This window comes from Escherichia sp. HH26CH (assembly GCF_009820205.1).
Taxonomy (GTDB): Bacteria; Pseudomonadota; Gammaproteobacteria; order Enterobacterales; family Enterobacteriaceae; genus Escherichia; species Escherichia coli_F.
On sequence record NZ_VNXM01000005.1, the window covers coordinates 33819 to 46497 of the forward strand.

At 52.5% G+C, this 12679-nt stretch carries 12 protein-coding genes; 9 read left to right on the plus strand and 3 right to left on the minus strand.

Translation table 11 applies throughout. The features are described 5' to 3' along the window. The first annotated feature begins 113 nt into the window (after positions 1–113). Together gcvP and FQ015_RS00630 are read left to right on the plus strand one after the other, a co-directional pair. Positions 114–2987, plus strand: a complete 2874-nt coding sequence (gene gcvP / locus FQ015_RS00625; protein ID WP_115738230.1) for an aminomethyl-transferring glycine dehydrogenase — start codon at positions 114–116, stop codon at positions 2985–2987. 60 nt (positions 2988–3047) lie between these two features. Further along, positions 3048–3791 carry an SDR family oxidoreductase gene (locus FQ015_RS00630; protein WP_160523574.1) on the plus strand — a complete coding sequence of 248 codons (744 nt, stop codon included), beginning with the start codon at positions 3048–3050 and terminating at the stop codon, positions 3789–3791. A gap of 61 nt (positions 3792–3852) precedes the next feature. Here FQ015_RS00630 and bglA read toward each other — a convergent pair whose 3' ends face one another. Next, positions 3853–5286, minus strand: a complete 1434-nt coding sequence (gene bglA, locus FQ015_RS00635) for a 6-phospho-beta-glucosidase BglA (protein ID WP_160523575.1) — start codon at positions 5284–5286, stop codon at positions 3853–3855. Positions 5287–5330: 44 nt separating this feature from the next. On the opposite strand from bglA, the gene yqfB reads away from it, so the two are divergent. Further along, complete coding sequence (gene yqfB, locus FQ015_RS00640) at positions 5331–5642, plus strand: N(4)-acetylcytidine aminohydrolase (RefSeq protein ID WP_001182967.1); 312 nt, start codon at positions 5331–5333, stop codon at positions 5640–5642. A 163-nt stretch (positions 5643–5805) separates the two neighbouring features. Beyond that, positions 5806–6465, plus strand: a complete 660-nt coding sequence (gene trhA / locus FQ015_RS00645) for a PAQR family membrane homeostasis protein TrhA (RefSeq protein ID WP_032185065.1) — start codon at positions 5806–5808, stop codon at positions 6463–6465. Positions 6466–6660: 195 nt separating this feature from the next. On the opposite strand, the gene ygfZ is transcribed toward trhA, so the two are convergent. After that, the gene (gene ygfZ / locus FQ015_RS00650) at positions 6661–7641 is read right to left on the minus strand and encodes a tRNA-modifying protein YgfZ (protein WP_000886103.1); all 981 of its coding nucleotides are present in this window, start codon (positions 7639–7641) and stop codon (positions 6661–6663) included. A gap of 251 nt (positions 7642–7892) precedes the next feature. On the opposite strand from ygfZ, the gene sdhE reads away from it, so the two are divergent. Together sdhE and FQ015_RS00660 are read left to right on the plus strand one after the other, a co-directional pair. Continuing rightward, positions 7893–8159, plus strand: a complete 267-nt coding sequence (sdhE, locus tag FQ015_RS00655) for an FAD assembly factor SdhE (protein ID WP_000354046.1) — start codon at positions 7893–7895, stop codon at positions 8157–8159. Continuing rightward, positions 8140–8547 (plus strand): protein YgfX, encoded by a 408-nt coding sequence (locus FQ015_RS00660; RefSeq protein WP_000244781.1) that lies wholly within the window; start codon positions 8140–8142, stop codon positions 8545–8547. Before sdhE ends, FQ015_RS00660 begins: the two co-directional genes overlap by 20 nt. A 39-nt stretch (positions 8548–8586) precedes the next feature. Here FQ015_RS00660 and fldB read toward each other — a convergent pair whose 3' ends face one another. Further along, positions 8587–9108 (minus strand): flavodoxin FldB, encoded by a 522-nt coding sequence (gene fldB, locus FQ015_RS00665; RefSeq protein WP_039020580.1) that lies wholly within the window; start codon positions 9106–9108, stop codon positions 8587–8589. Between the two features lie 111 nt (positions 9109–9219). Here fldB and xerD point away from each other — a divergent pair, with 111 nt between their 5' ends. Genes xerD through recJ form a run of 3 tightly spaced genes read left to right on the plus strand, consistent with a single transcriptional unit; the run spans position 9220 to position 12590 of the window. Continuing rightward, positions 9220–10116 carry a site-specific tyrosine recombinase XerD gene (gene xerD, locus FQ015_RS00670; RefSeq protein WP_000806638.1) on the plus strand — a complete coding sequence of 299 codons (897 nt, stop codon included), beginning with the start codon at positions 9220–9222 and terminating at the stop codon, positions 10114–10116. Positions 10117–10140: 24 nt separating this feature from the next. Next, the gene (dsbC, locus tag FQ015_RS00675; protein ID WP_039020579.1) at positions 10141–10851 is read left to right on the plus strand and encodes a bifunctional protein-disulfide isomerase/oxidoreductase DsbC; all 711 of its coding nucleotides are present in this window, start codon (positions 10141–10143) and stop codon (positions 10849–10851) included. A 5-nt stretch (positions 10852–10856) separates the two neighbouring features. Continuing rightward, on the plus strand, positions 10857–12590 hold the full coding sequence (gene recJ, locus FQ015_RS00680; protein WP_160523576.1) for a single-stranded-DNA-specific exonuclease RecJ: 1734 nt from the start codon (positions 10857–10859) through the stop codon (positions 12588–12590). Positions 12591–12679 lie beyond the last annotated feature (89 nt).

Sequence of the window (12679 nt, forward strand, 5' to 3'; positions counted from 1 at the left end):
TTATTCCTCTTCTGCGGGAGAGGATCAGGGTGAGGAACTTTTACGCCTCACCCTCACTCTCTTCGCAAGGAGAGAGGTTCACAATTCACTGCACGTTTCAGGAACCATCGCTCATGACACAGACGTTAAGCCAGCTTGAAAACAGCGGCGCTTTTATTGAACGCCATATCGGACCGGACGCCGCGCAACAGCAAGAAATGCTGAATGCCGTTGGAGCACAATCGTTAAACGCGCTGACCGGCCAGATTGTGCCGAAAGATATTCAGCTTGCGACACCACCGCAGGTTGGCGCACCGGCGACCGAATACGCCGCGCTGGCGGAACTCAAGGCTATTGCCAGTCGCAATAAACGCTTCACGTCTTACATCGGCATGGGTTACACCGCTGTGCAGCTACCGCCGGTTATCCTGCGTAACATGCTGGAAAATCCGGGCTGGTATACCGCGTATACTCCGTATCAACCTGAAGTCTCCCAGGGTCGCCTTGAAGCACTGCTCAACTTCCAGCAGGTAACGCTGGATTTGACCGGGCTGGATATGGCTTCGGCTTCTTTGTTGGATGAAGCCACCGCTGCCGCCGAAGCAATGGCGATGGCAAAACGCGTCAGTAAACTGAAAAATGCCAACCGCTTCTTCGTTGCTTCTGACGTGCATCCGCAAACTTTAGATGTAGTACGTACACGCGCAGAAACCTTTGGTTTTGAAGTGATTGTCGATGATGCACAAAAAGCGCTCGATCACCAGGACGTCTTCGGCGTGCTGTTACAGCAGGTTGGCACTACCGGTGAAATTCACGACTACACTGCGCTTATCAGCGAACTGAAATCACGCAAAATTGTGGTCAGCGTCGCCGCCGATATTATGGCGCTGGTGCTGTTAACCGCGCCGGGTAAACAGGGCGCGGATATTGTTTTTGGTTCGGCGCAACGCTTCGGCGTGCCGATGGGCTACGGTGGCCCACATGCGGCATTCTTTGCGGCGAAAGATGAATACAAACGCTCAATGCCGGGCCGTATTATTGGTGTATCGAAAGATGCTGCGGGCAATACCGCGCTGCGCATGGCGATGCAGACTCGCGAGCAACATATTCGCCGTGAGAAAGCGAACTCCAACATTTGTACTTCGCAGGTACTGCTGGCAAACATCGCCAGCCTGTATGCCGTTTATCACGGTCCGGTTGGCCTGAAACGTATCGCTAACCGCATCCACCGTCTTACTGATATCCTGGCTGCAGGTCTGCAACAAAAAGGTCAGAAGCTGCGCCATGCGCACTATTTCGATACTTTGTGTGTGGAAGTGGCCGACAAAGCGGGCGTGCTGGCGCGTGCCGAAGCGGCTGAAATCAACCTGCGTAGCGATATTCTGAATGCGGTGGGGATCACCCTTGATGAAACCACCACGCGCGAAAACGTGATGCAGCTTTTCAGCGTACTGCTGGGCGATAATCACGGACTGGACATCGACACGCTGGACAAAGACGTGGCTCACGACAGCCGTTCTATTCAGCCTGCAATGCTGCGCGATGACGAAATTCTCACCCATCCGGTGTTTAATCGCTACCACAGCGAAACCGAAATGATGCGCTATATGCACTCGCTGGAGCGTAAAGATCTGGCGCTGAATCAGGCGATGATCCCGCTGGGTTCCTGCACCATGAAACTGAACGCCGCCGCCGAGATGATCCCAATCACCTGGCCGGAATTTGCCGAACTGCACCCGTTCTGCCCGCCGGAACAGGCCGAAGGTTATCAGCAGATGATCGCGCAACTGGCTGACTGGCTGGTGAAACTGACCGGTTACGACGCCGTCTGTATGCAGCCGAACTCTGGCGCTCAGGGCGAATACGCGGGGCTGCTGGCGATTCGTCATTATCATGAAAGCCGCAACGAAGGGCATCGCGATATCTGCCTGATCCCGGCTTCTGCGCATGGCACTAACCCGGCTTCCGCGCATATGGCAGGAATGCAGGTGGTGGTTGTGGCGTGTGATAAAAACGGCAACATCGATCTGACTGACCTGCGCGCGAAAGCGGAGCAGGCGGGCGATAATCTCTCCTGCATTATGGTGACCTATCCTTCCACCCACGGCGTGTACGAAGAAACGATCCGTGAAGTGTGTGAAATCGTGCATCAGTTCGGCGGTCAGGTTTACCTTGATGGCGCGAACATGAACGCCCAGGTTGGCATCACTTCGCCGGGCTTTATTGGCGCGGACGTTTCGCACCTTAACCTGCATAAAACTTTCTGCATTCCGCACGGCGGTGGTGGTCCGGGTATGGGACCGATCGGCGTGAAAGCGCATTTGGCACCGTTTGTTCCGGGTCATAGCGTGGTGCAAATCGAAGGCATGTTAACCCGTCAGGGCGCGGTTTCTGCGGCACCGTTCGGTAGCGCTTCTATTCTGCCAATTAGCTGGATGTACATCCGCATGATGGGCGCAGAAGGGCTGAAAAAAGCAAGCCAGGTGGCAATCCTCAACGCCAACTATATTGCCAGCCGCCTGCAGGATGCCTTCCCGGTGCTGTATACCGGTCGCGACGGTCGCGTGGCGCATGAATGTATTCTTGATATTCGTCCGTTGAAAGAAGAAACCGGCATCAGCGAGCTGGATATTGCCAAGCGCCTGATCGACTACGGTTTTCACGCGCCGACTATGTCGTTCCCGGTGGCGGGGACGCTGATGGTAGAACCGACTGAATCTGAAAGCAAAGTGGAACTGGATCGTTTTATCGATGCGATGCTGTCTATCCGCGCAGAAATCGACCAGGTGAAAGCCGGTGTTTGGCCGCTGGAAGATAACCCGCTAGTGAACGCGCCGCACATTCAGAGCGAACTGGTCGCCGAGTGGGCGCATCCGTACAGCCGTGAAGTTGCAGTATTCCCGGCAGGCGTGGCAGACAAATACTGGCCAACAGTGAAACGTCTGGATGATGTTTACGGGGACCGTAACCTGTTCTGCTCCTGCGTACCGATTAGCGAATACCAGTAATTTACTGATTCGACTATCTTCTAAAGGCGCTTCGGCGCCTTTATTTTTTTAGGAAAACAAATGACTATAGCACTTGTGACCGGTGGCAGTCGCGGAATCGGGCGGGCAACTGCATTACTGTTGGCGCAAGAAGGATATACGGTGGCGGTTAATTATCAGCAAAACCGCCACGCAGCGCAGGAAGTTGTGAACTTAATAACTGAAGCAGGTGGCAAAGCGTTTGCGCTCCAGGCGGATATCAGTGACGAAAACCAGGTGGTGGTGATGTTTGCGGCAATCGACCAGCGCGATGAACCGCTAGCCGCACTGGTCAATAACGCCGGGATCTTGTTTACCCAGTGCACCGTAGAAAACCTTACCGCAGAGCGAATCAACCGGGTACTTTCCACCAATGTGACGGGATATTTTCTCTGTTGCCGCGAGGCGGTAAAACGCATGGCGCTTAAAAATGGCGGTAATGGCGGTGCTATCGTCAACGTCTCTTCAGTGGCCTCACGGCTGGGATCTCCGGGGGAATACGTTGATTATGCGGCCTCGAAAGGGGCGATTGATACGTTAACCACAGGGCTGTCGCTGGAAGTCGCCGCGCAGGGGATCCGCGTTAACGGCGTGCGGCCAGGGTTTATTTATACCGAAATGCACGCCAGCGGTGGCGAACCTGGACGCGTTGATCGCGTTAAGTCGAACATCCCCATGCAGCGCGGTGGGCAGGCGGAAGAGGTCGCGCAGGCCATCGTCTGGCTGTTAAGTGATAAAGCCTCTTATGTCACGGGAAGTTTTATCGATTTGGCGGGTGGAAAATAAAACAGGACAGTTGTCTGACCGGATGCAACGCAACAAGTATTGCATCCGGTACTTCATCGACTTAAAGCTTCTCGCCGTTGCTGGCAATCACCTCTTTGTACCAGTTAAAGCTCTTCTTACGTGAACGCGACATATCGCCAGTACCGTCGTCATGTTTATTCACATAGATAAAGCCGTAGCGTTTGCTGTACTGCCCGGTGGTGAACGACACGCAGTCGATGCAACCCCACGGTGTGTAGCCCATCAGATCCACGCCATCGTAAGTCACCGCTTTTTTCATCTCTTCAATATGGGCGCGCAGGTAGTCAATGCGGTAGTCGTCGTTGATGCTGCCATCTTCTTCCACTTTGTCGTAAGCGCCAAAACCGTTTTCGACAATAAACAGCGGCTTCTGGTAACGCTCATACAGTTCGCAAAGTGCGTAACGCAGACCCACCGGATCAATCTGCCAGCCCCAGTCCGAAGCCTTAACATAAGGGTTCGGTACGCTGCCTTCAAAACCAGAGATCGCATCGCCGGTGCCGCCTTCGGCTTTCACTGCGTTGGTCATGTAATAGCTGAAACCAAGATAATCGCAGGTGCCTTCACGCAGTACATCGAGATCGCCTTCTTCCATTTTGATGTTAAATCCGCGACGCTCCCACTCGTTCAACACATAGGATGGGTAATAGCCACGCAGTTGCACATCGGTAAAGACGTAGCGTTCGCGCATCGACTCCTGGGCGAACATCACATCGTCCGGATTACAGGAGTAAGGGTAAAGCGGCACCATCGCCAGCATACAGCCGACTTTCATTTCCGGGTTAATGCGACGCGCGGCTTTCACCGCCAGGGCGCTGGCGACAAACTGGTGATGCAGCACCTGATACATCGTCTCTTCCGGGTTTTCATGTTCGGTATACACCACGCCAGAGCAGCAGTAACCGAACAGAGGTGCACGCCAGTTACGCTGGTTGTTAATTTCGTTGAAGGTCATCCAGTATTTGACTTTATGCTTATAGCGTTCAAATACCACTTCCGCGAAACGTACAAAGAAATCAACCACTTTACGGTTGGTCCAGCTACCGTATTGCTGCACCAGATGCAGCGGCATTTCAAAGTGGGAGAGGGTGATCACCGGTTCGATGTTGTATTTCAGCAGTTCATCGAACATATCATCGTAGAACTTCAGCCCTTCTTCGTTTGGCTGAGTTTCATCACCTTTTGGGAAAATGCGCGTCCAGGCGATGGAAGTGCGAAAACATTTGAAGCCCATTTCGGCAAATAGCTTGATGTCTTCCTTGTAGTGACCATAAAAATCAACGGCTTCATGGTTTGGATAGTATTTTCCTGGCAAGACTTCTTTGGTGATTTCGCGCGGCACGCCGTGTGCGCCACCGGTCAGAACGTCACAAATGCTCGGCCCTTTGCCGCCTTTGTTCCAGCCGCCTTCGACCTGATGAGCGGCAACTGCGCCGCCCCATAAGAAATCTTTCGGTAAGGTGAGTTTTTTCACTATCATAGGCTCCAGATGAGTCAATTCTTACAGGAAATAGTACCATGCAGCCAAACGACATCACTTTTTTTCAACGTTTCCAGGATGACATTCTGGCTGGGCGTAAAACCATCACCATCCGCGACGAGTCTGAATCGCACTTCAAAACGAGTGATGTGCTTCGTGTCGGGCGTTTTGAAGATGACGGTTATTTTTGCACGATTGAAGTCACCGCAACCTCAACCGTAACGCTGGATACACTGACGGAAAAACATGCAGAGCAGGAAAATATGACCCTGACTGATCTGAAAAAGGTCATTGCCGATATCTATCCCGGCCAGACACAGTTTTATGTGATTGAATTTAAATGCCTTTAAATTGAACTCACGCCTGTTAGTTGAAATTTCGCATTTAATTTCATGATTTTTCGGAGATTAGTCTCAAATCAGAATTTATTTTAGCTAACAGGTGTTCACTGGAACTATTCTCAGTTACGCTGGAGAAGTGTTCACGTGCGTGTACGTTTCTCCGGAGTAAGTTATGGTTCAGAAGCCCCTCATTAAGCAGGGATATTCGCTGGCAGAGGAAATTGCCAACAGCGTCAGTCACGGCATTGGGCTGGTGTTTGGTATCGTTGGGCTGGTGTTGCTACTGGTTCAGGCGGTGGATCTCAATGCCAGCGCCACAGCGATAACCAGTTACAGCCTCTATGGCGGCAGTATGATCCTGCTGTTTCTTGCTTCGACGCTTTATCACGCCGTTCCCCATCAACGGGCAAAAATGTGGCTGAAGAAATTTGACCACTGTGCCATTTATCTATTGATTGCCGGAACCTACACGCCGTTTTTGCTGGTGGGGCTGGATTCTCCGTTAGCGCGCGGGTTGATGATTGTTATCTGGAGCCTGGCGCTGTTGGGGATTCTGTTCAAGCTGACCATCGCGCACCGATTCAAAATTTTATCTCTGGTGACTTATCTGGCGATGGGCTGGCTGTCGCTGGTGGTGATTTATGAAATGGCCGTTAAGCTCGCGGCGGGCAGCGTTACCTTACTGGCGGTAGGCGGAGTGGTTTATTCGCTCGGGGTGATTTTCTATGTCTGCAAACGCATTCCGTACAATCATGCCATCTGGCACGGCTTTGTGCTCGGCGGCAGCGTGTGCCACTTTCTGGCGATCTATTTGTATATTGGGCAGCCGTAATTGGTGCGCCGTTGTAGGCATGATAAGACGCGTCAGCGTCGCATCAGGCATCGGATCGCTACCGCCGGATGCGGCGTGAACGCCTTATCCGACCTACGGGCCGCGTCCTTGTTGTGATAAAGGCATCAAATCCCAGGCATGATTAGACGCGTCAGCGTCGCATCAGGTGATAAATGCCTGATGCGATACAGAGATTTACTCTTCGAGTGAATACGGCAGCGGCTCAATATGCAATGTATTCGCATCGTCGCGTACGCGGAAGATGCTGTCCGGTTCCATATCGTTATTCATGACGACCTGTACCACGACCTGACCATCTTCCAGTTTTACCGCAGCCAGCACCGTACCGGTACGACGCCAGTTCTCGCCCATTTTCAGCTCTAAATCTTCACCCGCTTCCGGCAGTCGGCTGGCGCTACCTGCCAGCAGCCAGAGGGCACGTTTGTTGGCACCGCGGAATTTAGCCCGTGCCACCATCTCTTGTCCGGTATAGCAGCCTTTTTTAAAGCTGATGCCGCCCAACGCCTGGAGGTTGGTCGCCTGTGGGATAAACTGCCCGCTGTTGGCGGCATCAATCACCGGGAAACCCGCTTCAATGTTTAATGCCAGCCACTGTTGGCTATTGTTCAGTTCTGCTTCACCGCGCAGTTTATCGGTCAGCATATTGGCGGTAGCTTCATCGGTTACAATCAGGAAACGTTCTGCCGGGTGTTCAAACCATAGCAGGGTAGTCGCACCTTCTCTGATAACCTGCTTTTCCTTCGAAGGTAATTCACTAAAGAGGTTTGCCAGCGCAGCACGTGCCTGAAAACCGGCAACACCAAGCAGCACACGTTCATCGTCTGGCGCGATGGTCACTTTAGAGAACACCGCATATTTTTTCAGTTCAGTCAGTTGCGACTCGCGCACGCTGCGCCGTTCAATCCACGCAAAGCCGTCGCCGTCGCGGAACAGACGTAAATTGCTCCACATTTTACCTTTGGCGTCGCAATGGGCGGCGAGCAGGTGCTGATCTTCTGTCATCTGGCTGACATCTGCTGTCACCTGACCCTGCATATATTTTTCGCTGTCCGTGCCAGTAATGGTGGCAAGCGCCCAGTCATCAAGCGTCATCAGCGTCAGCGGTAAACGGGCAGAAGCCGTAGGCTGACGGGGAGGAAAAGGTGTAAAAGCCATAATGGAGTCCTGTTTTACAAACGGCGTATTTATGACTAATGGTAAAAGAGCTATGAGGCAATGCAAGTGCTTTCACTACGCGATCTGTGCCTTCTGATATGCTTTGCGAGGCGACTTCCAAAAAAATGAATCCCTTGAAATATTGTGGGTTAATTTCGCGATCGCGATTGTGTTTACTGATATTCCCGCAAAAGAAGTCGAAAAACACGTTACAATAGCCTGGTACTGGATTTTCGTGAGACAGGAAGAAGATGGACATTAATAACAAAGCCCGCATTCACTGGGCATGCCGCCGTGGTATGCGCGAACTCGATATTTCAATCATGCCGTTTTTCGAACATGAGTACGACAGCTTAAGTGATGACGAAAAACGCATCTTTATTCGTCTGCTGGAATGTGACGATCCCGATCTGTTCAACTGGCTGATGAATCATGGTAAACCGGCCGATGCAGAACTGGAAATGATGGTCCGACTCATCCAGACACGGAATCGGGAACGTGGTCCTGTGGCAATCTGATTTACGCGTCTCCTGGCGCGCGCAGTGGCTTTCCTTGCTGATTCATGGGCTGGTTGCCGCTGTTATTTTACTCATGCCCTGGCCGTTAAGTTACACTCCGTTATGGATGGTGTTACTTTCGCTGGTGGTGTTTGATTGCGTTCGCAGCCAGCGACGCATTAATGCCCGCCAGGGGGAAATTCGCCTGTTGATGGACGGGCGTTTGCGTTGGCAAGGGCAGGAGTGGAGCATCGTCAAAGCGCCGTGGATGATTAAGAGCGGCATGATGCTGCGTTTACGTTCTGACAGCGGTAAACGGCAACATTTATGGCTGGCAGCCGACAGCATGGACGAAGCCGAATGGCGGGATTTACGGCGGATTTTGTTGCAACAAGAGACGCAAAGATAAAGATGACGGCAAAGCCTGTGCGCTAAGCCGTCAGTGACATCAGGCGTAATGCTCTGCCATTTCGTTGAGGATTTGCTCGCACCAGCTCTGAATACGCTCGTCGCTAAGGTCATACTGGTTAGTTTCGTCCAGTGCCAGACCCACGAACAGTTGCCCGTCAGCAATCACCGGTTTCGGGCTGGTAAACTCATATCCTTCCGTTGGCCAGTAGCCGACGAACTTCACGCCTTTGGTCGAGAGTTTCTCATGCAGCATGCCGAGCGCATCGAGGAACCACTCGCCGTACCCCAGTTGATCTCCAAGCCCATATAGCGCAACAATTTTACCTTCGAGATTCAGGTCGTCGAGCTGATCCCAGACGGCTTCCCAGTCTTCCTGGATTTCGCCAAAATCCCAGGTCGGGATACCCAGAATGAGCACATCGTACTGCTCCATTAATTTCGGGGAGTCGTCCTTGAGGTTATGTAAGGTCACCAGTTCTGGGCCGATAATATCGCGGATTTTTTCTGCCGCCATTTCGGTGTAACAGGTGCTGGAACCGTAAAAAAGACCCATATTCATAACGTAAGCTTCTCGATTCTGCTGTGGCTTTTGCGGCTAGTGTATCAGAATCGCTTTAGTCACGGCACAATAAGGCATAATGGATCAAATGAGTGACCATAAGGGGCGCAAGTGAAACAGGATCTGGCACGCATCGAGCAGTTTCTTGATGCTCTGTGGCTGGAAAAAAATCTGGCTGAAAATACGTTGAACGCATACCGTCGCGATCTGTCAATGATGGTGGAGTGGTTGCATCACCGCGGGTTGACGCTGGCGACGGCGCAAAGTGACGATTTGCAGGCATTACTGGCAGAACGGCTGGAGGGGGGGTATAAAGCCACCAGTTCAGCACGTTTGCTGAGTGCGGTGCGCCGATTGTTCCAGTATCTTTATCGCGAAAAATTTCGTGAAGATGATCCCAGCGCGCATCTCGCTTCGCCGAAATTGCCCCAGCGTTTGCCAAAAGATTTAAGCGAAGCGCAGGTCGAACGATTATTACAGGCACCATTAATTGATCAGCCACTGGAGCTGCGCGATAAAGCCATGCTTGAAGTGTTGTATGCTACCGGGCTGCGTGTCTCTGAATTGGTCGGGCTGACAATGAGTGATATCAGCCTGCGTCAGGGCGTAGTGCGGGTCATTGGTAAAGGCAACAAAGAACGCCTGGTGCCGTTAGGTGAAGAGGCGGTTTACTGGCTGGAAACGTATCTCGAGCATGGGCGACCGTGGTTGTTGAACGGTGTCTCTATTGACGTGTTGTTTCCCAGCCAGCGCGCGCAGCAGATGACGAGACAAACCTTCTGGCACCGCATTAAACATTATGCTGTGCTGGCGGGGATCGACAGCGAAAAGCTGTCACCGCATGTGTTGCGTCACGCCTTTGCCACTCATTTATTAAATCATGGTGCGGATTTACGCGTGGTTCAGATGCTACTGGGCCACAGCGATCTCTCCACCACGCAAATTTATACGCATGTCGCTACCGAGCGTCTGCGGCAACTTCATCAACAGCATCACCCGCGGGCGTGATGTCTGAAAAGAACGGGAAGATTTATGAAGAAAGGTTTTATGTTATTTACGTTGTTGGCGGCGTTTTCTGGTTTTGCTCAGGCTGATGACGCGGCAATTCAACAGACGTTAGCCAAAATGGGCATCAAAAGCAGCGATATTCAGCCTGCGCCCGTGGCTGGTATGAAGACAGTTCTGACTAACAGCGGTGTGTTGTACATCACTGATGATGGTAAACATATCATTCAGGGACCAATGTATGAAGTTAGCGGAACGACTCCGGTCAATGTCACTAATAAGATGTTGTTAAAGCAGCTGAACGCGCTTGAAAACGAGATGATCGTTTATAAAGCGCCGCAGGAAAAACACGTCATTACCGTGTTTACTGATATTACCTGTGGTTACTGCCACAAACTGCATGAGCAAATGGCAGACTACAACGCGCTGGGGATCACCGTGCGTTATCTTGCTTTCCCTCGCCAGGGGCTGGAGAGCCAGGCTGAGCAACAAATGAAAGCCATCTGGTGTGCGAAAGATAAAAAGAAAGCGTTTGATGATGTGATGGCGGGTAAAGCTGCCACTCCGGCAAGTTGCGATATCGATATTGCCGATCATTACGCACTTGGCGTCCAGCTTGGCGTTAGTGGCACTCCGGCAATTGTGCTGAGCAATGGCACACTTGTTCCGGGTTACCAGCCGCCGAAAGAGATGAAAGAATTCCTCGACGAACACCAAAAAATGACCAGCGGTAAATAATTCGCGTGAAACAACAGATACAACTTCGTCGCCGTGAAGTCGATGAAACGGCAGACTTGCCCGCTGAATTGCCTCCCTTGCTGCGCCGTTTATATGCCAGCCGGGGAGTACGCAGTGCGCAAGAACTGGAACGTAGTGTAAAAGGTATGCTGCCCTGGCAGCAACTGAGCGGCGTCGAAAAGGCCGTTGAGATCCTTTACAACGCTTTTCGCGAAGGAACGCGGATTATGGTGGTCGGTGACTTCGACGCCGACGGTGCCACCAGCACGGCTCTAAGCGTGCTGGCGATGCGCTCGCTTGGTTGCAGCAATATCGACTACCTGGTACCAAACCGTTTCGAAGACGGTTACGGCTTAAGCCCGGAAGTGGTCGATCAGGCCCATGCCCGTGGCGCGCAGTTAATTGTCACGGTGGATAACGGCATTTCCTCCCATGCGGGGGTTGAACATGCTCGATCGTTGGGCATTCCGGTTATTGTTACCGATCACCATTTGCCGGGCGAAACATTACCCGCGGCGGAAGCGATCATTAACCCTAACTTGCGCGACTGCAATTTCCCGTCGAAATCACTGGCAGGCGTGGGTGTGGCGTTTTATTTAATGCTGGCGCTGCGCACCTTTTTGCGTGATCAGGGCTGGTTTGATGAGCGTGGTATCGCAATTCCTAACCTGGCAGAACTGCTGGATCTGGTCGCGTTGGGGACAGTGGCAGACGTCGTGCCGCTGGATGCTAATAATCGCATTCTGACCTGGCAGGGGATGAGTCGCATCCGTGCCGGAAAGTGCCGTCCAGGGATTAAAGCGTTGCTGGAAGTGGCCAACCGCGATGCGCAAAAACTCGCCGCCAGCGATTTAGGTTTTGCGCTGGGGCCACGTCTCAATGCAGCCGGGAGACTGGATGATATGTCCGTTGGTGTGGCGCTGTTGCTGTGCGACAACATCGGCGAAGCGCGCGTACTGGCAAATGAACTCGATGCGCTAAACCAGACGCGAAAAGAGATCGAACAGGGAATGCAGGTTGAAGCCCTGACCCTGTGCGAGAAACTGGAGCGCAGCCGCGACACGCTACCCGGCGGGCTGGCAATTTATCACCCGGAATGGCATCAGGGCGTGGTTGGTATTCTGGCTTCGCGTATTAAAGAGCGTTTTCACCGTCCGGTTATCGCTTTTGCGCCTGCGGGTGACGGTACGCTGAAAGGTTCCGGTCGCTCCATTCAGGGGCTGCATATGCGTGATGCGCTGGAGCGATTAGACACACTCTACCCCGGCATGATGCTGAAGTTTGGCGGTCATGCGATGGCGGCAGGCCTGTCGCTGGAAGAGGATAAATTCGAACTCTTTCAGCAACGGTTTGGCGAACTGGTTACTGAGTGGCTGGACCCTTCGCTATTGCAAGGCGAAGTGGTGTCAGACGGCCCGCTAAGCCCAGCCGAAATGACCATGGAAGTGGCGCAACTGCTGCGCGATGCTGGCCCGTGGGGGCAGATGTTCCCGGAGCCGCTGTTTGACGGTCATTTCCGTCTGCTGCAACAGCGACTGGTGGGTGAACGTCATTTGAAAGTCATGGTCGAACCGGTCGGCGGCGGTCCGCTGCTGGACGGTATTGCTTTTAATGTCGATACCGCCCTCTGGCCGGATAACGGCGTGCGCGAAGTGCAACTGGCTTACAAGCTGGATATCAACGAGTTTCGTGGCAACCGCAGCCTGCAAATTATCATCGACAATATCTGGCCAATTTAGCGTCATATTATCTATAAAAAAGAGCGTGGATTCGGTACAATCCCGCTCTTATCACCGCATTTTGACTAGCTCAATAAAAGAAATCAGAC